The organism is Providencia sp. AGC89 (assembly GCF_053543535.1).
Genome location: NZ_JBIXLP010000091.1, coordinates 1 through 22,661, shown reverse-complemented (window position 1 = coordinate 22,661; position 22,661 = coordinate 1). Strand labels below are relative to the sequence as shown.

Here is a 22,661-nt window from a genome sequence, read left to right as displayed (position 1 = left end):
TTAATATGTCAGAAGAGAACGAAGTCAAAAACTACGACGGAAGCAACGAGTTTGTTGATTATTTTTTAGCTGATTTAATTGCAACAGCCAACCAAAACTTTGACGCTAACGAAGAAGGCTTTACGCCTGCAACTATATCGGTAAATGGAACAATATACTCAGGTTTCATTATCGGCGGCGCTGCTTGGTGTGACTTAAGTATAAAGCAAATGGAGGCAGCAGCTGTAAGTGAAGAGGTCGCTCAGGGGGTGAGGGAATATTTCACAAAAATTAAAGAGCAGCTTTACACGGAAGAAGCAGCAAAAAAAATTGAAGATAAAGACAAATTCCCTGCGTACCTACATATGTTAGTAAAAACAACCCTGCCAAATGAACGCACCATAAATAAATTATGGAGATTTAAGGCATGTGAGGTTGAAGGTGTATCGCTTGGATATCTGAGATAAAAAAGAAATGACTTACAACAACCCGCTAAGGCGGGTTTTTTATTGGATATCACATGGAAATAATCGACTACCCTGAATGGTTCCCGTTACCACAAAAAGCGGATAAGAACATGACGTTTGACACTGGGTTTCGAACGGATCAACCTCAAGTTGGAGCGCCGATATTCCAGAAGCTAACGGATGACATTAAAACAGTTTGGAATGTTAAGTGGATATTCCAGCTAGGTGAAGAAAGGGCTTTTCAGCAATGGTTGAGAAGCCCTAATTATCTGGATAACTGCACTAAGTGGTTCAGGATGCCGATTAATCTTGGTGGTTCTGGGCTGCAACCACAGGAGCTTCACTTTGTTAGTTATCCAGTGCAAACGTCGATTAATGGCAGCGTAGTAACTTGGACAGGCTCTGTAATCTGCCGCAAGCTGTTTAATGAAGATGACGAGTTTGGTGACTTAATTGTAGAGATACCACCGAGAGATTGGGGCCTACTCGATATAGTCGTCACCGAGCGCTTACCACGATGCAAGGGGGGAGAATGAAGTTAAGAGAGTACCGAGCGCAACGACCGATGCGCACATTCTACGAAACAATTCAATTCTATCATCCCTCATTCGGAAACATTCATTTAGTCAGCTTGCAGATAGAGCCTAAAGTCTTGGGTGGCGTTGAATATCAGCCGTGCAACTTTGAGCTAGCGGAAAGCCAGCAGAGCAAAACGCCGATTATTGATGCTTCGGTTAAGTTTAGCCGAGTCGCGCAGGACTTTAAGCAGCAACTCAAGCTATGGCGGTCGAATACTCGAATGAAGCCAATTATCGCTACATTCAGGCTATTTGATTCAGCCGACAAAGATTATCCGATAAGTGAATGGTCGCTGTACGTGAAAGACTGCTCACTCGATGCGGAATCGGTAACTGTCACGCTGTCGATGAATAACCCGCTGAATAAGAACGTTGGGCGCATTTACACGATGGAAGAATTCACAGGCTTGGAGACGGTCTAATGACGAAATTAGAGTTTATTAATCTGATGATTGGCAAGCCGTGGAAGAATCGGGCGTGTACGTTTGAGGCGTGTGATTGTTGGGCGCTTGTCGTTCTGTATTACCGCCATGTTCTCAACATCGAAATACATCATGACGCTGGCTACGAATCGGACCATGATTTTGTAACCTGCTATGAGAATGAAGTCGAATTCTGGCAACGTACCGAGCATCCAGTAGATGATGGGATATTCATTGGCTATCGCGGCTCTCAGCCAGCACACATCGGCTTGATTATCGATGGTAATGCATTTCATAGCCGAGGCGAAAACGGGGCTGTAAGAATGGATAGGCTCATTGTGCTTGAGAAGAAATTCACAAAATTGGAGTTTATGAAATATGCCGATAGTTGAAATTCAGCGAGTGGCTGGAACACCGAAAGAAAGAGTCGATTTAACAGTCGGCTCTTTTTTTTATAGCGATTTTCTAGTGCATCAGCAGTTGCATACCGATGTGGTGATTATCGTTAACGGTCGTGAGTTGCAAGAAGATGACGAATTAGATTTCGAAATTACACCAACTCACTTTATTCAAGTGCTTGACCAACCAAAGGGTGTTATAGGCGATATCCTGAATCCAGTGTTTAACCTTGTCACGAAAGTATTCTCGTTTCTTGCACCAAAAACACCGTCATTTTCCGCTGCTGAGTCGAATGTCAAAGACAGCCCGAATAACCGACTCACAGGACAAACAAACGTTGCCCGAGCATATCAGGCAAGACCAGAAATACACGGGCAAGTAAGGGCGTTCCCTGACCTCATTCAGCAGTCAATGTTTGAGTACAACAACAACCTAAAAACCGTTACCGAGTGGCTAAACATCGGCATAGGCGAATATAAAACGGAAAGTATCCGATTTGCCGAATCTGATTTCACGGCAATGGCGGGGGCAAGTTACAAGATATACAAGCCCAAGGAAGTTATCCCACTGATTAACGAAGGGTTTGAATTCCCCGACATCGACGGACAAGAATTGCCGGGCCCCAATGAAAGTAAAGATATCCCGCAGCAAACAGCAACAGCAAACGAGGTTGTGTCTGGTGAGATAAAGGGCGGTGAAGCAGCGATAAAAATCGTTAAGCAAGATGAGTTTGAGTACTTCTATGAGCTCACAAAGCCGCGTTCTATCTCAATGACAGTGAATGTTAGTTACGACACGCCACAGGGTTCTGTCACTAAAGATGTAAAAATCGACGCGCAACTCATTGATGCAAAAGAGAGTGATGATGGGGCGCTGATTGGCAAAATATATTATTACGAGTTCTTTTTTACGAATCTAAGCGGGACAGATTTAGCTCAACTTCCACCAAACGCAGTAGTGAACACAACGAAATTTATTCTGTATGACAATCAGTTTTTAACAGTTGGTCCGTTCTTCTCTCCAGTAGATGGTGACCAAATGTGGATTCACTTGCAAGCGCAACTTGGCGGCGGTGATAACTGCAATGCAACCGTAGAAGTCTGGAAGATAAACACTGATAACGAGGAGATAGCGGGGACACGTCAAAGCTTCAATACTGCACTAAGCGCCAACAACGGTGCGCGAGTTTATTACAAAACAGACAAGGTAACGCTTAATTCAGGTCGTGGCCGTTACGCTGTACAACTCACTCGACGCAACAACAGTAGTGACCAAAGCATCATGAAGATCGAAAACGCTCACATTGTCCGAGTTCGTGAGAATGTTGTTTTTGAGAATGACACGATAGTTAATGTGTCAGTGAGGGCAACGGAAGCGCCAACAGGAGCGAGAGAGCGCAAATATAACTTATTGGCCACGCGCATGGTTATTTCGTATGACCGAGTATCAAAGAAAGTTGACTATACGCTCAGGCCATCACGGAGTTTTGCTGATGCGGTGCTGCACACATGGATAATCACTGCCGGTGAAAGCGAGAAGAATATCGACATTGACGGCCTGTATCGAATTTACGATAGCTTGCCAGACGAGCGATTGGGCTATTTCGATTACACCTTTGACGACGAGGATGTCTCACTTGGTCAACGCATCGAAACTATCTGTAACTCCGCGCGAGTGACGGCTTACTACGACAATGCTGTGCTGACATTCTCGCGTGAGCAATCCAGTGAATTTCCAATGGCCACGTTCAACCGCTCAAACATCACAGGTAACGACATGAAGATATCGTATGACATGTCGATGCCGAGTGGGTATGACGGAATTGAATTGGAGTACGTCGAACCAGTTCGCAACAAGAAAGACTATATCCGCTTTCGAGTTGATGAAAACGGTATCACGGAAGGGCTATCGCGAACGCCAAACAAGATAGTTTTACAAGGCTGTAGGAATCGCTATCAAGCGATGGACAGGGCGTTATTAGAAGCTAACAGGCTTATTCACCAACGAACAAGCATCAGTCTGACAACGCTTGCAGATGGTGGGAATGTGTACCCTAGCGATATGGTACTTATTGCTGATGCTTACGACTCAAATCAGCAAGCAGGTTATATCACGGAGCGAAACGGGGAGGTATTCAAAACCAGTGAGAAGATTAAGTTCGATGAGGAAATGTGGGTGTATCTCACTGATAGCATGGGTTACACAACGCAGAAGTTTAAAGCGGAGCCTCGCGAAGATACTGAGTTCGGTTTTATTGCAGGTGTGCCAGAAGATATCGAACTCAATTTCTACGATGGGTATAACAAACAAGTTGCATCACGTTACATCATTGCCACTTCAGATGAGTTAGAAATGACTAAGTGGGTCATCACGGACAAACGCCCATTAGGTGGCGAACGCTACACCATAACCGCAACCGAATATTTCGACGCGAAACCAGACTACAACGCATAACAGCAATCATTAACCAACAAGCCAGCCACAGAGCTGGCTTTTTTATTGGAAAAAATAAGCATGAGACAAAATGTAAAGCCAACACAAGAGCCAGTTCCAAGTAGTGATATCAAAAACCTTTTCTTTAACTCAGGACTGCTAGATATTTGGGCCACATCACTAGAACATAAATATATTGACCGTTTTGGAAATTGCCATTTAACAGCCGCGGGAATGGAGTGGTTATTCAAAGAATTAGTCGAGACATTCAAAGTCGATATGAATATCGCCATTGTCGCAGCTGGCTATATTACGATTGATAGCTTTCAACAAGGTGCTGATTTACCAAATAATGAACTAACTCAACGCAATCATATTCTTCGCGATGAAACTACAGGGGAGTATTACCGTTGGGATGGCGACTTACCTAAACAAGTTCCAGCAGGCTCAACGCCTCAATCGACAGGTGGTATTGGTAAAGGTGCATGGGTTAGTGTGGGGGATGCGAGCTTAAGGGGGGATTTATTGAAGGGTATGTTTAGCTCTAGCTATACTTCTATTTACTACGTACCAAATGTTGAAGTGAACGGATTAACAGATAATAGAGATGCAATTTATGCATTCAATGATAATGTCTATATCCCTCACGGGGTCACAATTCGATGCAATCTACTTCCAGATGATGACATTACTATTTTTAAAGGGGAGGGGACAATACTGACTCGTGATCCTTGGGGTAATGAGCACGTATTTGATGTGGCTCTCGCTAACAAATTAACCCAAATCCAGTCAGTAAAGTCTAAAGTTAATTCGATTTTACTTAAAAATTTAAATCCTAGAATTGGGGTTGTCGGTGATTCAATCACTGACGGAAGGGCTGCCACTAGCTGGGTTCCAAACCCGACGGACTCAGCGGGTAATTTGAAATCAACTGATTATGATCATGATGCAAACGGGGGTAAGAATGGCTATTTTGCTATTTTTAGAGATATATCTAAACACGCTACAGGGCTAAATCCGAATCGCTCTGTCGAGACGTTTAATGCATCATCGAGCGGTAAAAAATTGATAGACGGCTGGGCTTATCGCAATATTGATTATGGTTTCTTTCAAAATAAAGCGTACAAAAATAAGGTTCCAGATGTTGTTTTTTTAGCAATGGGTCACAATGATGGAATTACTAGCGAAGAGCTTGTTCAGCAGTATCTTGCAGAGTTTGATAAATTTATTCAAAAATGCAAAGGGTATGGTTCATATGTTGCACTGCTCACAACTTCAATGTGTGCCACTCGCAATGACCACACTGAAGCATTTAAAGACGCAGTTATGCGGAAATATGGTATTGAGTGGATAGATTTAGCAACCCCACTCATTGATTATGCATTCAACGGAAATTCTACGCTAGCTGATGTTTATTATACGGGACCCAATCAACAGGATTATGATTTTACACACCCCAACCAGTCCGGTCATAGATTTATGGCCCATCAATTTCTGAATAAGTTATTTGATAGTCGCGTGACAACATTTGATAACAGCGGTGTGATTGGCGCCATAAGAACCGCTCGTCATATCAGCTATGATGCGACTAGCCGCACTGAATATAACACAATCACATTAAACTTGGACGACCAACAATACTTAAAAGATGTGGCGGGTGTAAGTAGATGCACGGCTCCTGCTAACCCATGTTTTGACTTTCTAATTGAAAACAAAGTGATTGGCGGTTCTTTGAATATCATTATTCCAAAGCCATCACCACAAAGTAAGCCAGCGAAGCTGATTTTATTGAATGGAGCTGGGAAGTATGAAAAAGATATCTCAGGCTTTGGCTCTGAGCTTGATGGCTATTATGTGATGAGAGTTCCTCAGCTTGATTATGGCCCTAATATTGTACGTGTTTATTATAGCGGTTCAGGCGGTATACAAGGTTATGCTCCATTTTTATCTGTAACAAAAACGTCAAAAACATCAAGCCTCAGTACATTCAATGCTGACATTCGAAATGATTCAATGATCCCAATTACGATAGCGAATAGTGCTGATAGTTTCCATCGCGATGCTTATAATTACACTATCGGAAGCCGAATCCCTGACCGTGTATCTGAACCCTATGAGGGCTACATCAGCATTAAAGCCAAGTTTGTTCAGGGCATGAGAATTTGGATTGTCAGAAAGCCGGACATTTCCGCAGCCAACGGTTACTACGTTGAGTTAACAAGCGCAACAACTTTAACAGTTAAAGATGCTAGCGATACAGTTGTTACATCATTGACTGGGCTGGATATTGGTACAATAGCGAGATTTAACATCCGCTTTTCCGGGAATACAATGTACTTACAGATAAATGCTAAGCAATCGACGGCATTTAATCGAAAAGGTGGATTGATGTATATCGAGAATAAAACAGGGTCTAATGTATCAGACTACTGGCTTGATGTTAGTATGAGCTTTAACAACTAGCAGTATATCACTAGCTTTCTTGATTATACTCATATCCCTTCGGTAGTCTCTTACTCAATTCTCTGTAATAAACTAAACGTTCTCTGAAATACTCGCGCAGGTGTTCGGGTTGTTGTCGTTCGACTTCAACATCGATTGTTTTCTGCGCGGGTATGATGAAACGAGTATAGCATGGAGGGAAAATCACTGTGACGAGCTGTGCCGAAATTGTGACACAAAAATGAGAGGGGAAGCAAAAGGCCAAGCAATTTGGCCTAATCAATGTATTTTTCTATCAAGGTTGATTCTTTAACTGACAACACATCAGCAATGCTCTTCAAATCATCTACGTAGATAGATGACTCACCATTTTCACACTTTATATATTCAGCTTCGGAAATCGTGAGATTCTTTGCTATTTCTGAAGTTGATATATTTTGTGAGATACGCAAGTGCTTAATATATTCACCAATAGCTTTATTCGACATGTTTTCTATCTTTAGCCTTTTCCGATGACAGATGAAGATGCGTTTCAATAAAGCTCATCACTTTTTGAATCTTTTTCTCATCAACGAGTTGCCAATTCTGATTAAGCATGAATTCTTCAATTGAAATGCCTTTGTAATCTACATTAGTTCTATAGAAAACGTAAATCTTTGACTGCTCCGTGTGAGATGGCTCTCTATTTTCGTTGATACAGTTTATTGAAAGTAAAAGTAGCTGATTGTTGTTCATGTAACCTCCGATTATGAGGTCGTATGATATGTGAGCATTTGGTGTAGGGATATCAATATTAGTCGGTTTTATATTGAAAACAAATAAAGGGGTTATTGTGACAAAAATGTGTCACAAAAATGATATGAATGGATAAAAATAGACAAAAATAAGCAAATCGCAAAAATGCTGGCTGGCTTGTAGTGCGGCTTTGCTAGCTAAAAATCGTTAATCAATATTTGCACATCCAGTGACTCGTAATCCAATGCCGAAGTTGCTTCATCTAATATCAAAATATCTGGTTCTGTTAGTAAAGCACGTGCCAGAGCTATTCTTTGACGTTGCCCACCTGATAGGTTAAGGCCTTTTTCTGATAAGGGGGAATTAAACGTGTCAGGCAGCTCCATTATGAAATCATAAGCGCCTGCTAATTTTGCAGCATGAATAACTTTTTCATCCGAAGCTTGCGGGGCACTTAAGCGAATATTATCTGCAATAGAGCCGACGAATAGCATACTTTCTTGCAGAACAACACTCATACGGCGGCGTAATGAAACCGTATCTGCTACAGCTAAATCCATGCCATCGACAATAACTTGACCATGTTGTGGTACATAAAGACGCTGCAATAATTTTGTCAGAGTACTTTTCCCTGACCCGGAAGGGCCTGTTATCCCAATAAATTCCCCTGCTTTAACGGATAGCGACAGGTTATTGAGAACCTCTGGCATATCAGGTTGATAACGAAAACGAATATTTTGAAACTCAATTTTCCCTTGAATGCTGGCAGTGCTCGCAATGCCTTTACGTTCATTTTCAACTGGTTTATCGAGTATATCCCCAACACGGCGAAGTGAAATTATAGTGTGTTGAAAATCTTGCCAAACTTGCGCAAACCTTAGCACGGGCTGAGTAACATGGGCACTTAGCATATTAAAGGCGACGAGTTCCCCAGGCGATATTCCACCGTTTAAAACTTCTTTGACCCCAACCCACAAGATAATTGCAGTTGTAATTTTACTCACTAATGTCATTAACTGAGAGGCTACTTCACTGCGCATTGAGACTTTAAAGCTTTGTCTTAGTTGTTTACTGAATATTTTTTTCCATCGTTGATTAAAATATTTTTCAGTTGCTGTAGTTTTTACCGTTTCAATTCCTGTAATGGTTTCGGTAAGAAACGTGAGCCCATTTTCATCTGCTTGATAAGACTTTTCAGTTTGCTGACGAATAATTGGCCCAAGTATCATCCATAAAATGAAGAAAACCCCCATCGAACCGAGTAAAATCCATGACATTAGGCTGCTATAGGAAAATAGAACCGCAATGAAGAGGATCACAAAAATGAAGTCAATAAATAGCATCAAAGTTGAGCCAGTCAGAAATTGCCGTATATGCGCTAGCTCACGTATCCTTGCGATGATTTTCCCTGTTGGCCTTAATTTGAAATAATTTAAGGGGAGCGCCATTAAATGCCGATAGATTTTCCCTGATAATTCGGCGCTGATTTGGCTACTGGTATGACTAAAAATTTTATTGCGAATAAAACCGTATATTGGCTCAGCAACGGCAATAGCGAAGATTGCCAATGCAATAACATGTAAGTTGGATAAACTTCGCCCCACTAAAACTTTGTCTACAAGGTTTTGAAATAGTAGAGGGCTAACTAAGGCGAAAAGCTGAATAATGGCTGATAGAATAAAGATATTTCGTAATTTAACATGTTGACGCAAAATAGAAGGAACAAACCAGCTAAACCCAAAAGCTCTTTTTTGCTCTGGCTCTTGTTGCTCTTTAAGCAATAAAATATCGATTTCAGCTTCATTATTAAAATCATCAGCCTGAATTAACTTGATTTCGTTGTTTACAGGGTTGATGAGTACGAGGTCTTTTTCTTGTTGCAAGATTTGCCATGACCCTTGCGTATAGATTAACGCGGGAAGGGGGATGGTTGCTAACTGTGTATATGGTATAGCAATGAGTTCTGTTTCGTAGCCTAGTGTATTGGCACATTCTCTGATCTCCCACTCTGTAGGCGAAAGAGTTTGCATACCAATTGAATGCCTGAGTTGGTCTGTCGAAACATTCTTTTGGTAATAATTAGCCACCCAAACTAAGGCATCCAAGCCATGGTTGTTTATCTGTTCCATCGATTATTTTTCTCTCATTGCATTCGAGGTATATTCATTGATAGGGCTAAGTAGGTAATCAATAATTCGGCGCTTATCGGTTTTTATTTCGGCCACGATAGATAACCCAGGAGTGAGCTCAATCTGTTCACCATCAACTAACAGTTGTTTTTTATTAAGGCCTATTTGACCTAAGAACACTAAGCCAAGGTTTTCATCTTGCGTGCTATCCCGTGAAATAGAGAGAACCTCACCGTCAATGGTGCCATAACGGGTGTAAGGAAAGGCATCGACTTTGACTTCGGCTTTTAAACCTTCATGAATGAAGCCAATATCTTTATTTAAAATTTTAATTTCAGCTAATTGAACATGGTTATTAGGCACTATAACCATTAATTGCTGAGCGGGTTGTAGTACTCCCCCTAAAGTATGAGTGGCTAATTGTTGAACAGTACCATCAACAGGAGCTCGGATGATTTCTAATTGATTTCTTTCATGATTTTTTAATAGTTCTTGTTCTAAGGAGGCTTGTTTAAAAGCCGCTTGCTTATATTTTTCATCCCATTCTTGGTTTTTCTGTGCCTTTATCCTACTTTGTTTTTCAGTTAAGGCATGGTGCTGACTGACAAGAATGGATAATTCAGAGAGCTTGGTAACTTTCTCTTTTTTAGCGATAAGTAGCTCTCGTTCTTGTTCTAAAAATTCTTTCTGGCTGATTAACTGTTTCTGCGTTAATGAATGATGAGCATCAAGTCGTTGCTTTATATTATTGATTAGCGCGTTAATCGTGTTTAACTCATTTTTCCTAGCTTGCTGATTGACAATATTTAATTGAATTTCATTACTAATTTCATTAATGAGAGAGTCAAACTCTATTTGTTGAGTTTGGTAACTAGAGAGGGCACTTTTTTGCTCAGCTTCAGTTAATTGATGAAATTGAGGTAATTGATCAATCGGTTGTTGCAATAACAGAGCTTGATGAATGAGAGTTTCGGCAATTTGGAAATTATGTTGATAATTTAAGCTAAGAATATCTTGGTCGACGCCTAGCACATTAACCGTAAGTAATGGATCACCTTGTTTGACGGTTTGCCCATCTGCAACATGAATGTGTTCTAAGCGACTTAATTCAAACGCTTGAATTAATTGTGTACGCCCAGAAACAATCAATTTACCTTGGGTAGTTGCCTGAATATCTAGTTTACCAAAAAATGACCAAGCAACGGCAATGAAAATACCAAAACTAATTGATATTGCCACCCACAAGGCCAAATAGGAAGGGGGGGTTTTTAAAATTGCCAAATGGGAAGGCAAAAAACTGTTATAGCGGTTTTGTTTTAATCGATGTTTCATTTTACGTCCATGTCCGGTTTTAAGGATTGTTGCAGGGTCCATAAATGTTTATAGAAATTACCTTGTTCAATAAGCTGCTGGTGGCTGCCTTGTTCTATAATTTCTCCACGTTGCATGACAATAATTCGCTGATGGTGGCGAATGGTTGATAAGCGATGGGCGATGGTAATAACTGTCCTTCCTTTTGCAATAACATGCATGTTCTCTTGAATAACAGCTTGGGATTCATCATCTAAAGCGCTGGTGGCTTCATCAAAAATAATGACTTTAGGGTTAGCAAGTAAGGTACGTGCAATGGCAATACGCTGTCGTTGACCGCCGGAAAGAGACGTCCCCCCTTCAGCCAGTACGGTGTCATATCCCATAGGTAATTTTAAAATAAAGTCATGAGCACCGGCCATCTTCGCTGCATGAACGACGTCATCCATCGAAGCATTGGGGGCCGTTTGGGCAATATTGTGAAAAACAGATTGGCTAAATAAAAAGTTTTCTTGTAATACAATACCTATTTGTTGCCTTAGTGAATGTAGATTAATTGCCGACAAAGGCATGTTATCAACATAAATGGCGCCGCTTTCAGGGGTATAAAGCCGTAACAGTAACCGAGCTAGAGTACTTTTCCCTGAGCCTGAAGTACCGACAACGCCAATGGTTTCCCCTGCTTTAATATTTAAGTTAAAGTTTTTAAGGATATAAGGCATATTGGGTTGATAGCGGAATGAGACATCTTTTATAAATAGATTCCCTTGAATTGACTGCTTGTTTTCTTGCCTGGATTGTTCAACGGGGAGATTAATAATTTGCGATAGCTTTTCAATAGCAACACCTGTACGAATATAGTCCCCCCATAATTTTACGAGTTTGACTAAAGGTTGATTGGCATGACTGACCATCATATGAAACGCGATAAATTGGCCAATAGTCATTTGTAAAGCTAATACCTCAGATGCCCCAACCCATAAAACGATAGCACTGGTGATTTTTTCAATAGCCATGACTAAGTGTTCAGAGCGTGAGCTTATTTGCCCTGATACAAAATTAGTATGGCTCATATCGGATGTTTGACCATCCCATCGGCGAGTAAAATTAGGTTCTACCGATAAGCTTTTGGCTGTTTCAATACCATTGATGCTTTCGGTAAGAAAAGAGGTATTAATTGCGATGTTAGTAAATTGCTGTTGAGCGGCGGCTTCAATTTTAGGTGTTAACCACCAAGCTAATAAAAGGTAAAAAGGAATAGAGCATAGAAAGATTAATGTTAGAGTGGTTGATATTAAATTCATCACGAAAATAAATACAAATAAAAATAATACATCAACACATAATGTAAAGAAGCTGCTCGTTAAAAATTCGCGAATAGTTTCTAATTCTTTTACACGGGTAACAATTGCACCTATTTGACGGTTTTTGAAAAAGGGAATAGGTAACCGTAGTAAATGATTAACTAATTTTAAACCCAATGTCATGTCTATTCGATTAACCGTATGATGATAAACATATTCACGTAACCCTTTTAGTATAACTTCAATAAATGCAGCAACAATTAAACCGAAAATTAGCACATCTAATGTCACTAAACTATTATGAATTAATACTTTATCCATAATAACTTGCATAACAATAGGAGAAACCAAAGCTAATATTTGTAAGATAAATGAAAAAAACAAAACCCATAAAATAATAGATTTATATTTCATAAACTCTGCTTGAAACCAAGATATATCAAATTGCCCTTGCTTCAGGTTTACATGCAACCAATCACCACTCCATCGTTGTTGTAGCTCTTCAATGCTCCAAATCTCAGGGGGGAGGTTACCCATTTGTTGTACTAAGACTTGTTCTTGATTGCGATTAGCTAACAAGAAGGCTTCACCCTGGGTGTTATATAAAATAGCCGGACAGACTATTTTGGCGATATCTTTATTTTTTTGATGCTTATTCTTGCAGTTAATATGATACTTTTTTTTAATGATTTTGAGTTTTTCATTATAATTAATAGACTGCTTTAGCGTTTCCTCAAGTTCTTTAGGGTTTATTTGCCCTGACAACTTGGCGATAACACTAATAAAATATAATGTTGATTGTGATTTGGCGGTTTCCATTTTCTGTATTAATCATTCCCTTGGTTTTATTACATGCATAAACATAAATGTATATTGAAAAAATCAATTTAACATTGGCGATGAAGAAGGGGCTTTTAAATTTGGATAATACAGTGATTACAATTATCTGTGTATTGAAGTTAGTCTTATTGTTTAGTTTGAAAAAAAATAATTAAAAAATAAATCTTATTAGAGATATTGAGAATGAAAGTTCATCTTCAATATCTCGTTCATGATGATTTATTATTTTGGAATAGCCAAAAAACGGTGGATTGCTCTTAACACATGATCCGGTTTTTCGGCATGTACCCAATGACCAGTATCCGCAACAACCCAAGCTTTGGCCTTAGGAAATTGTTGAGCGATTTCATCGGAATATTCGGCTTGTACATAAGGTGAATTTCCTCCAGGAATTAATAATACAGGCTTATTCCATGCAGGGACGGTTTCCCAACCAATAATTTTCTCATAATTCGTTTTTAGTGCGGGCAAATTGAACTTCCATTCACCTTGCTTAAAAGATTTTAGGAGAAATTGGATAACGCCATCTTCATTGATATGGTGACGCATAATGGTTGTCGCTTCTTGACGAGTTTTAGCTTGCTCCGCAGTAACTGCATCCAGAGCTGCAAAGATTTTATCATGGCGGCGAACTTGATAAGCGACAGGGGCGATATCAATAGCAACTACCTGAGTGATAAAATCAGGGGCTAAAGCCGTTGCTGCCATTGCTATTTTCCCCCCCATGGAGTGACCAATTAAAATGGCATTTTTATAACCTAATGACTTTATAAGGTTAATCACATCTTGTGCCATTTGTTGATAACTCATCTGGTCGTCACGAAATGAATCACCATGATTGCGAACATCAATTTGAATAGTATCAAAATATTGTTGTAAATCACGGCCTAACACGCCTAAGTTATGCAGGTCACCGAATAGCCCATGAATTAATACAACAGGGTTATTAGAGATTGGATTTTCAGGTTTATGAATAGTATGGTTGAGTAACACAGTCATATTTGTTTTATCAATTTATCAGTGATACAAGTAGCTTTATCATGGCATGGCTAGGGATAAAATCCAAATAGTCAAATAATCTTCTTCGGAGGGTGAACAATTCAATAATTGGGTTAATAGAATGCTTTTATGCAAAGAATTTAAGAAAATTGAACTTGGTCACTGTGATGAAATGAGTAAAGTAATGGTATGATAACATACTGAATTATCTTTAAACTTAAAGGAGTGTTTACTTTAAGTTATTGAAATTTTAATTGTTTTGTTTTTTTTAAATCTGTCTTATAATCACACCGCAAATTTTAGTTAAAATAAAGTACTGGGAAAAAATGAAAACGATAGAAGTTGATGAAGAGCTTTACCGCTATATTGCGAGCCATACACAGCATATCGGTGAAAGTGCATCGGATATCTTGCGCCGTATGTTAAATTTCAAGTCCGGGCAGCCAGTACAAGTAAAAGAAGTCGGTCAGGCACAACCAGTAACTAAAACTGAACTGGCGATGAGTACACCTGCTGTTGCACAAAACCCAGTTAGGGTTGTTAGGGAATTATTGTTATCCGATGCTTATGCAGAAAAAAGCAAAGCAATTGACCGGTTTATGTTAATTCTGTCCACATTATACAGTTTAGATGCTAAGCGCTTTGCGAGCGCTACAGAATTAATGCATGGTCGAACTCGTATTTATTTTGCCGGCGATGAGCAAACGTTGCTTGCTGCGGGTAAACAGTCTAAGCCTCGTCATATTCCGGGGACCCCTTATTGGGTGATCACGAACACAAATACTAATCGCAAACGTAGTATGGTTGATGCCATCATGCAGGAAATGCAGTTCCCTGCGAATGTGATTGAAAAAGTGAGTAATACCATTTAAAACTGAAATATCACTGATGTGAAAAGCAAAGCATCAGTGCTTTGGGAGAAAACCAGTGACAATACATGAACGTGCAGGGCAGCTTCCGTTTCAAAGTGACTTGATCAATGTCGCTCAATTAACCGCTCAATATTATACTCAGCAGCCGCAAGCAGGGGACGCTTCTCAGGCGGTTAAATTTGGTACGTCTGGGCATCGTGGTAGCTCATTACGTAAAAATTTTAATGAAAATCACATATTGGCAATTGCACAAGCTATTGCTGATTTGCGCAAAACACAAGGGGTAACAGGCCCTTGCTTTGTGGGTAAAGATACACATGCTTTATCTGAAGCGGCATTTATTACTGTGGTTGAGGTGCTAGCAGCCAATCAAGTTCATGTAATTGTTCAGGAGAACAATGGTTTCACACCAACTCCAGCCATCTCCCATGCAATCTTAAGTTACAACCAGTCACACCAAAATATTGCTGATGGCATTGTGATCACGCCTTCCCATAATCCACCTGAAGATGGTGGTATTAAATATAATCCAGCAAATGGCGGGCCTGCGGATACAGATTTAACTTCGGTTATTGAGAAAAATGCTAATCAAATACTGGTAAATAACCTCGAGGGGGTTAAGCGCCTAAGTTTTGATGCTGCGATCGCAAGTGAATATGTTATTCAGCAAGATTTAATTATGCCATACGTATTAGCACTGGGCGAAGTTGTTGATATGGAGGCTATCGCCAAATCAGGGCTAAAAATCGGTGTTGACCCACTAGGTGGCTCAGGTATCGAATATTGGAAAAAAATTGCTGAGCATTATCAATTAAATATTGAAATCGTAAATGATCAACTAGACCAAACTTTCCGTTTTATGCCACTTGACCATGATGGTGTTATCCGTATGGATTGCTCATCAAGTTGGGCTATGGCAGGGTTATTAGGGATGAAAAAACGGTTTGATTTGGCGTTTGCAAATGATCCTGATTACGACCGCCATGGTATTGTCACCCCTGATGGGTTAATGAACCCAAATCACTACCTTGCTGTTGCGATTGACTATTTATTCCAGCATCGGCCTCTGTGGGGGAAAGATGTTGCTGTCGGTAAAACGCTGGTTTCTAGTGCGATGATTGACCGAGTTGTCAGTGATATTGGTCGTGAATTGGTAGAAGTACCGGTTGGTTTTAAATGGTTTGTTGATGGTTTATTTAGTGGTCAACTCGGTTTTGGTGGGGAAGAAAGTGCTGGGGCATCGTTCCTGAAATTTGATGGTACACCTTGGTCAACGGATAAAGATGGTATCATTCTTTGTTTATTAGCCGCAGAAATTACAGCAGTTACCGGTGAAAACCCTCAGCAACGCTATAATAACCTCGCGAAAAAATTTGGTGCACCGATTTACAACCGTATCCAAGCGAAAGCGACTCACGAAGAAAAAGCTAAGTTAAGTAAATTATCTCCAGAAATGGTAGCCGCAGATACGCTAGCGGGTGATAAAATTACACAGCGCTTAACCGCAGCACCTGGTAATGGCGCCTCGATAGGTGGCTTAAAAATTATGACCGATTACGGTTGGTTTGCAGCAAGGCCATCAGGGACAGAAGAAGCATACAAAATTTATTGTGAAAGTTTCCGTGGCGAAGAACATCTACGCCTTATTGAAAAAGAAGCTATCGAGATCGTTAGTAAAGTAATTAGTTAATTCCGCTTTTTATAAATAAAAAATTCATTTCAATAAATATCCCGAAGACAAAATCGACAAGATGATTCGGGATATTATTCCTTATTTATTGTTAATCTCTTCATAAAATTATGGTTGTCGATAATGTGACGAGATTAACAAAATTCTTTTGTTTATTTTACCCAAAATTCCCCTATTACTTTTTACTATCAGTTCACAATAAGCGTTGCAGCTAAAGGCGTGGAGTGGTACAACTTGAAGCATCTGAGTGAGTTTTATTAATCATAATTATTGAAGATAGGGTGAGGTCAATGAGTCAGGTTTATAATTTCAGTGCAGGTCCAGCGATGCTGCCTGTCGAAGTCATGCGTCGTGCTGAACAAGAATTTTGTAATTGGCAAGGTCTAGGTGTTTCAGTGATGGAAGTGAGTCATCGCGGAAAAGAATTTGTTGAAGTTGCAAAAGAAGCTGAGCAAAATTTACGTGATTTATTAAATGTGCCAAGTAATTATAAAATTCTATTTTGTCATGGCGGTGCCCGTGCCCACTTTGCTACTATCCCGATGAACTTATTAGGTGGCAAAACGACGGCTGATTACATTGTCAGTGGTTATTGGTCAGAATCTGCTGCGAAAGAAGCAGCGAAATACTGCAAACCTAACGTCATTCAAATTGCTGAAGAAAAAGATGGCGTTGTGAGCCTAAAACCAATGAGTGAATGGCCTTTAAGTGACGATGCTGCTTATGTCCATTATTGCCCTAATGAAACGATTGGCGGTTTAGCCCTCCACGAAGAACCTGATTTCCCGAAAGACAAAATTATTGTTGCTGATTACTCATCTTCTATTTTATCAAAACCGATTGATGTCAGCCGTTTTGGCATAATCTATGCGGGTGCACAAAAAAATATCGGGCCTGCTGGGTTAACAATTGTCATTATTCGTGAAGACCTACTGGGCAAAGCCTCTCCACAGACGCCATCAGTGTTTGATTATACATTACTAGCAAAACATGATTCCATGTTCAACACACCGCCAACATTTGCATGGTACCTATCAGGTATGGTCTTTAAGTGGTTGAAAGAACAAGGTGGCTTACAAGAAATGGCGAAGCGTAATTATGAAAAATCACAATTACTCTACAATGCTATTGATGATAGCCAGTTTTATATAAACCGTGTGGCAGTAGAAAACCGCTCTTGGATGAATGTGCCATTCCAAATGCAAAACCCTGCATTGGATGCCAAATTTATCGAAGAAGCGAAAGAACAAGGCCTGCTTTCACTGAAAGGTCATAAAGTGGCAGGCGGAATGCGAGCCTCCATTTATAATGCTATGCCATTAGCTGGTGTACAGGCTTTGGTTGATTTTATGGCAGATTTTGAACGCCATAACGCATAACACTCTTTATTAAGCTCTACATAATTTGGGTTGCATGTCGGTGATAAACGAAAATAGATGAGGGGCATTGGTACACGATGTAGCTCGGTTCGTTGAAAATGGCCAACACGCATGCAACCTGAAAAATGATGAGTATAAACTGGCTGATAGGATGTTCAGCTAATAATCGAGCCCTCTTGTAGCTAACTAAAAAGAAAATAGGGCTCGGTTGATTTTACTTGCAATTTCACTGGAGAAAACACCTTTTATGCAATCCCTGACATTACAACCAATTTCTTCAATTAATGGCACAATTAATTTGCCAGGGTCTAAAAGTGTCTCAAACCGTGCACTGTTACTTGCTGCGATGGCTAAAGGGACGACCGTACTGACTAATTTATTAGACAGTGATGATATTCGCCATATGCTGAATGCATTAAGCCAATTAGGGGTTAGTTACCAATTATCGGATGATAAAACACGGTGTTGCGTGGAAGGTCTAGGCGGTAACTTATCCCATTCGGATGAACTAGAAATATTTTTAGGTAATGCAGGGACAGCAATGCGCCCGCTGGCAGCGGCATTATCATTGAGCCACAATAATATTATTCTGACCGGAGAACCCCGTATGAAAGAGCGTCCCATTGGGCACTTAGTGGATGCTTTGAGGGAAGGCGGGGCAGTTATTGATTATTTAGAACAAGAAAATTATCCGCCGATTCGTTTAAAAGGCGGTTTTGTCGGTGGCAAAATTTCAGTCGATGGTTCGGTTTCTAGCCAATTTTTAACGGCATTATTAATGGCGGCTCCTCGTGCAGAGCAAGATACGACTATTACCATTATTGGTGAGTTAGTCTCTAAACCTTATATTGATATAACGCTAGCATTAATGAAAACTTTTGGTGTTATTGTTGAAAATCATCAATATCAACAATTTGTAATTAAAGGCCAGCAACAATATCAATCACCTGGTGAATATTTAGTGGAAGGTGACGCTTCTTCGGCTTCTTACTTTTTAGCCGCTGCTGCTATTAAAGGTGGTATTGTACGTGTCACTGGTATTGGCCGTAATAGTTTGCAAGGTGATACTAAGTTTGCCAACGTGTTGGAGAAAATGGGCGCGACGATTCGCTGGGGTGATGACTACGTTGAGTGTCAACGTGGTACTTTGAGCGGTATTGACATGGATATGAATGAAATCCCTGATGCAGCAATGACAATAGGGACTGTCGCGTTATTCGCTGAAGGCGAAACAGTTATTCGTAATATTTATAACTGGCGTGTAAAAGAAACTGACAGGTTATACGCGATGGCCACTGAGCTACGAAAAGTTGGCGCTGAAGTAGAAGAGGGGCATGATTATATCCGTGTTGTTCCACCCAAAAAATTACAACACGCAGAAATTGAAACTTACAATGACCATCGTATTGCTATGTGTTTTTCATTAGTGGCGTTATCAGATACCCCTGTCACTATTTTAGACCCAGGTTGCACTGCCAAAACGTTTCCAGATTACTTCGAGCAGCTTGCTCGCCTAAGTTAATACTTTTGTTGGGCTGATATGTTTGTTCAGTACCAGCCCAACAATAACTTAATTTAATCAATATTCTCTTATTTTCTGACAATCATCAGAACCTGCTTATTTCACAAAGTTGATGAATTGGTATAATACCTCTACTGATTTTAATTGCAGGTAGCGGATGCTATGTGCAGAAAAGGAGACTTTTTATGGTGGCGATAGCCCCTGTAATCACCGTTGATGGACCTAGCGGAGCAGGCAAAGGTACACTTTGCCAAGCATTAGCAAATGAATTTGGATGGCAACTTCTAGACTCCGGTGCAATTTATCGTGTACTCGCGTTAGCTGCATTACATCATCATGTTGATATTCAATCTGAGGATGGGCTAGTTCCTTTAGCGGCTAATTTAGATGTACGCTTTGTTCCTGAAGGGAATATCTTAAAAGTGATCCTTGAAGGTGAGGATGTCTCAAATCAGATTAGAACAGAAACCGTTGGAAATACGGCTTCGCAAACAGCAACTTTTCCCCGTGTTCGTGAAGCTCTATTACGACGCCAGCGTGCATTTAGAACATTCCCTGGGTTAATTGCCGATGGTCGAGATATGGGAACTGTTGTATTCCCTGATGCCCCAGTGAAAATTTTCCTTGATGCTTCTGCGCAAGAAAGAGCGCATCGTCGCATGAAGCAGTTGCAAGAGAAAGGCTTTGATGTTAATTTTGAACGTCTTTTAAGCGAAATTGAAGAGCGCGATTACCGTGATCGCAATCGCTCAGTTGCGCCCCTTATTGCTGCGAAAGATGCATTAGTGCTGGATTCCACAAGTATGTCAATTGAGGAAGTTATTGAAAAAGCACGCACCTATGCAAAAAAAATTCTACAATTATCGTGATAATAGGCTTTATTTTAGCTTATAATTAGATAATATACGCACTTACCGCTATGTTGATTATTTTATTAGCATAGCATCAACCTTGCGACATGGAATGTTGTGGGGTATGTGAAACAACCCCATTTGGCGGGAAGCTAAGTGGACGTTAATTAAAAACTCTTGAAGATCATTAATATGACTGAATCTTTTGCTCAACTCTTTGAAGAATCCCTGCAGAATATTGAAACTCGTCCTGGTTCTATCGTTCGTGGTACTGTCGTTGCCATCGATAAAGACGTAGTACTGGTAGACGCAGGTCTTAAATCAGAATCTGCTATCCCAGTAGAACAGTTCAAAAATGCTCAGGGTGAGCTAGAAATCCAAGTTGGCGACGAAATCGATGTAGCTCTGGATGCAGTAGAAGATGGTTTCGGTGAAACTATCCTGTCTCGTGAGAAAGCTAAACGTCATGAAGCATGGCTGATGCTGGAAAAAGCTTACGAAGAAGCTGAAACTGTAACTGGTGTTATCAACGGTAAAGTTAAAGGCGGTTTCACTGTTGAACTTAACGGCATCCGTGCGTTCTTACCAGGTTCACTGGTAGATGTACGCCCAGTTCGTGATACTACTCACTTGGAAGGCAAAGAGCTTGAGTTCAAAGTAATCAAGCTGGATCAGAAACGCAACAACGTTGTTGTTTCTCGTCGTGCTGTAATTGAATCTGAAAGCAGCGCTGAGCGCGATCAACTGCTGGAAAACCTGCAGGAAGGCATGGAAGTTAAAGGTATCGTTAAGAACCTTACTGACTACGGTGCATTCGTTGATCTTGGCGGTGTTGACGGCTTGCTGCACATCACTGACATGGCTTGGAAACGTGTTAAACACCCAAGCGAAATCGTCAACGTTGGTGATGAAATCAATGTTAAAGTTCTGAAATTCGACCGTGAGCGCACTCGTGTTTCTCTGGGTCTGAAACAACTGGGCGAAGATCCTTGGGTCGCAATCGCTAAACGTTACCCAGAAGGCACTAAGCTGACTGGTCGCGTTACTAACCTGACTGACTATGGTTGCTTCGTAGAAATCGAAGAAGGCGTTGAAGGTCTGGTTCACGTTTCAGAAATGGATTGGACTAACAAAAACATCCACCCATCTAAAGTTGTTAACGTTGGTGATGTTGTTGAAGTTATGGTTCTGGATATCGATGAAGAACGTCGTCGTATCTCTTTAGGCCTAAAACAATGCAAATCTAACCCATGGCAGCAATTTGCAGAAACTCACAACAAAGGCGACCGCGTTGAAGGTAAAATCAAGTCTATCACTGACTTCGGTATCTTCATCGGTCTGGACGGCGGCATCGATGGCCTGGTTCACTTATCTGACATCTCCTGGAACGTTGCAGGCGAAGAAGCAGTTCGTGAATACAAAAAAGGCGATGAAATCGCAGCTGTTGTTCTGCAAGTTGACGCAGAGCGTGAGCGTATCTCTTTAGGTGTTAAACAGTTAGCTGAAGATCCATTCAATAACTACTTAGCAGCTACTAAGAAAGGCGCTATCGTTACTGGTAAAGTAATCGCAGTTGACGCTAAAGGTGCAACTGTTGAGCTGACTCTGGGCGTTGAAGGTTACCTGCGTGCTTCAGAAGCTTCACGTGACCGTGTTGAAGATGCAACTCTGGTTCTGAACGTTGGTGATGATGTTGAAGCTAAATACACTGGTGTTGATCGTAAAAACCGTGTAATCAACCTGTCTGTTCGTGCTAAAGATGAAGCGGATGAGAAAGACGCTGTCGCAGCTGTGAACAAACAAGAAGATACTGCATTCGGCAACAATGCAATGGCTGAAGCTTTCAAAGCAGCTAAAGGCGAATAATTAAGTGGGGGCAGTAATAGAATTGCCCCTTTGTAACGGTAGTTTAGGGAGGTACTATGACCAAGTCTGAATTAATTGAAAGACTGGCTAGCCAGCAGTCTCATCTTTCAGCAAAAACCGTTGAGGAAGCTGTAAAGGAAATTCTTGAGCATATGGCTGATACGTTAGCCGGTGGTGAGCGTATTGAGGTTCGTGGTTTCGGCAGTTTTTCTCTTCACTACCGTGCACCACGCGTTGGCCGTAACCCAAAAACTGGTGATAAAGTGGAGCTAGAAGGTAAATATGTTCCTCATTTTAAACCAGGTAAAGAATTACGTGATCGTGTAAATATTTATGGCCAATAAAGGGCTATAAATCTTAATTATTACATCAAAATAGCGCTTGCATATTATTGTATAGCGCTGTTTTTTTATAATCTGGCCAACACCCAACACCCAACACCC

The 22,661-nt window shown here is 40.6% G+C and carries 20 protein-coding genes; 13 read left to right on the top strand and 7 right to left on the bottom strand.

What is annotated here, in order from left to right:
- The first annotated feature begins 5 nt into the window (after positions 1-5).
- The 6 genes from ACIPUA_RS19780 to ACIPUA_RS19755 are packed head-to-tail and all read left to right on the top strand — an operon-like array spanning position 6 to position 6,741.
- Positions 6-446: a hypothetical protein gene (locus ACIPUA_RS19780; RefSeq protein WP_449060046.1), complete on the top strand. Its 441-nt coding sequence runs from the start codon at positions 6-8 to the stop codon at positions 444-446.
- A gap of 53 nt (positions 447-499) precedes the next feature.
- Positions 500-982: a hypothetical protein gene (locus tag ACIPUA_RS19775; protein ID WP_006661951.1), complete on the top strand. Its 483-nt coding sequence runs from the start codon at positions 500-502 to the stop codon at positions 980-982.
- Complete coding sequence (locus ACIPUA_RS19770; RefSeq protein ID WP_449060107.1) at positions 979-1,446, top strand: DUF1833 family protein; 468 nt, start codon at positions 979-981, stop codon at positions 1,444-1,446. Before ACIPUA_RS19775 ends, ACIPUA_RS19770 begins: the two co-directional genes overlap by 4 nt.
- Positions 1,446-1,838, top strand: a complete 393-nt coding sequence (locus tag ACIPUA_RS19765; RefSeq protein ID WP_449060045.1) for an NlpC/P60 family protein — start codon at positions 1,446-1,448, stop codon at positions 1,836-1,838. Before ACIPUA_RS19770 ends, ACIPUA_RS19765 begins: the two co-directional genes overlap by 1 nt.
- Complete coding sequence (locus ACIPUA_RS19760) at positions 1,825-4,299, top strand: host specificity factor TipJ family phage tail protein (RefSeq protein WP_449060044.1); 2,475 nt, start codon at positions 1,825-1,827, stop codon at positions 4,297-4,299. Before ACIPUA_RS19765 ends, ACIPUA_RS19760 begins: the two co-directional genes overlap by 14 nt.
- A 60-nt stretch (positions 4,300-4,359) precedes the next feature.
- Positions 4,360-6,741 carry a tail fiber/spike domain-containing protein gene (locus tag ACIPUA_RS19755; protein WP_449060043.1) on the top strand — a complete coding sequence of 794 codons (2,382 nt, stop codon included), beginning with the start codon at positions 4,360-4,362 and terminating at the stop codon, positions 6,739-6,741.
- Positions 6,742-6,751: 10 nt separating this feature from the next.
- Here the strand turns inward: ACIPUA_RS19755 and ACIPUA_RS19750 are convergent, their stop codons facing one another.
- The 7 genes from ACIPUA_RS19750 to ybfF form a co-directional block, all read right to left on the bottom strand.
- On the bottom strand, positions 6,752-6,925 hold the full coding sequence (locus ACIPUA_RS19750; protein ID WP_449060106.1) for a DNA polymerase III subunit theta: 174 nt from the start codon (positions 6,923-6,925) through the stop codon (positions 6,752-6,754).
- Between the two features lie 70 nt (positions 6,926-6,995).
- Positions 6,996-7,208, bottom strand: coding sequence for a helix-turn-helix domain-containing protein (locus ACIPUA_RS19745; protein WP_272669011.1), 213 nt, complete (start codon positions 7,206-7,208; stop codon positions 6,996-6,998).
- Positions 7,198-7,455, bottom strand: coding sequence for a hypothetical protein (locus ACIPUA_RS19740; RefSeq protein WP_272669010.1), 258 nt, complete (start codon positions 7,453-7,455; stop codon positions 7,198-7,200). The genes ACIPUA_RS19745 and ACIPUA_RS19740 overlap by 11 nt, the downstream gene beginning before the upstream one ends.
- Before the next feature lie 197 nt (positions 7,456-7,652).
- Positions 7,653-9,584, bottom strand: a complete 1,932-nt coding sequence (locus ACIPUA_RS19735; RefSeq protein WP_279861782.1) for a type I secretion system permease/ATPase — start codon at positions 9,582-9,584, stop codon at positions 7,653-7,655.
- A 3-nt stretch (positions 9,585-9,587) separates the two neighbouring features.
- Positions 9,588-10,916: an HlyD family type I secretion periplasmic adaptor subunit gene (locus ACIPUA_RS19730; protein WP_048606591.1), complete on the bottom strand. Its 1,329-nt coding sequence runs from the start codon at positions 10,914-10,916 to the stop codon at positions 9,588-9,590.
- Positions 10,913-13,018: a peptidase domain-containing ABC transporter gene (locus tag ACIPUA_RS19725; RefSeq protein WP_071547887.1), complete on the bottom strand. Its 2,106-nt coding sequence runs from the start codon at positions 13,016-13,018 to the stop codon at positions 10,913-10,915. The genes ACIPUA_RS19730 and ACIPUA_RS19725 overlap by 4 nt, the downstream gene beginning before the upstream one ends.
- A gap of 243 nt (positions 13,019-13,261) precedes the next feature.
- Positions 13,262-14,038 carry an esterase gene (gene ybfF / locus ACIPUA_RS19720; RefSeq protein WP_042846481.1) on the bottom strand — a complete coding sequence of 259 codons (777 nt, stop codon included), beginning with the start codon at positions 14,036-14,038 and terminating at the stop codon, positions 13,262-13,264.
- A gap of 326 nt (positions 14,039-14,364) precedes the next feature.
- On the opposite strand from ybfF, the gene seqA reads away from it, so the two are divergent.
- From seqA to ihfB, 7 genes are all read left to right on the top strand, one after another.
- Positions 14,365-14,910, top strand: coding sequence for a replication initiation negative regulator SeqA (gene seqA / locus ACIPUA_RS19715; RefSeq protein ID WP_042846480.1), 546 nt, complete (start codon positions 14,365-14,367; stop codon positions 14,908-14,910).
- A 55-nt stretch (positions 14,911-14,965) separates the two neighbouring features.
- The gene (gene pgm / locus ACIPUA_RS19710) at positions 14,966-16,600 is read left to right on the top strand and encodes a phosphoglucomutase (alpha-D-glucose-1,6-bisphosphate-dependent) (RefSeq protein ID WP_042846479.1); all 1,635 of its coding nucleotides are present in this window, start codon (positions 14,966-14,968) and stop codon (positions 16,598-16,600) included.
- A gap of 290 nt (positions 16,601-16,890) precedes the next feature.
- Complete coding sequence (gene serC / locus ACIPUA_RS19705; RefSeq protein WP_042846478.1) at positions 16,891-17,979, top strand: 3-phosphoserine/phosphohydroxythreonine transaminase; 1,089 nt, start codon at positions 16,891-16,893, stop codon at positions 17,977-17,979.
- Between the two features lie 247 nt (positions 17,980-18,226).
- On the top strand, positions 18,227-19,501 hold the full coding sequence (aroA, locus tag ACIPUA_RS19700; protein ID WP_042846477.1) for a 3-phosphoshikimate 1-carboxyvinyltransferase: 1,275 nt from the start codon (positions 18,227-18,229) through the stop codon (positions 19,499-19,501).
- Positions 19,502-19,686: 185 nt separating this feature from the next.
- Positions 19,687-20,370 carry a (d)CMP kinase gene (gene cmk / locus ACIPUA_RS19695; RefSeq protein WP_042846475.1) on the top strand — a complete coding sequence of 228 codons (684 nt, stop codon included), beginning with the start codon at positions 19,687-19,689 and terminating at the stop codon, positions 20,368-20,370.
- Between the two features lie 174 nt (positions 20,371-20,544).
- Positions 20,545-22,218, top strand: coding sequence for a 30S ribosomal protein S1 (rpsA, locus tag ACIPUA_RS19690; RefSeq protein ID WP_004909559.1), 1,674 nt, complete (start codon positions 20,545-20,547; stop codon positions 22,216-22,218).
- 56 nt (positions 22,219-22,274) lie between these two features.
- Positions 22,275-22,562: an integration host factor subunit beta gene (ihfB, locus tag ACIPUA_RS19685; protein ID WP_042846474.1), complete on the top strand. Its 288-nt coding sequence runs from the start codon at positions 22,275-22,277 to the stop codon at positions 22,560-22,562.
- The last annotated feature ends 99 nt before the right edge of the window (positions 22,563-22,661 follow it).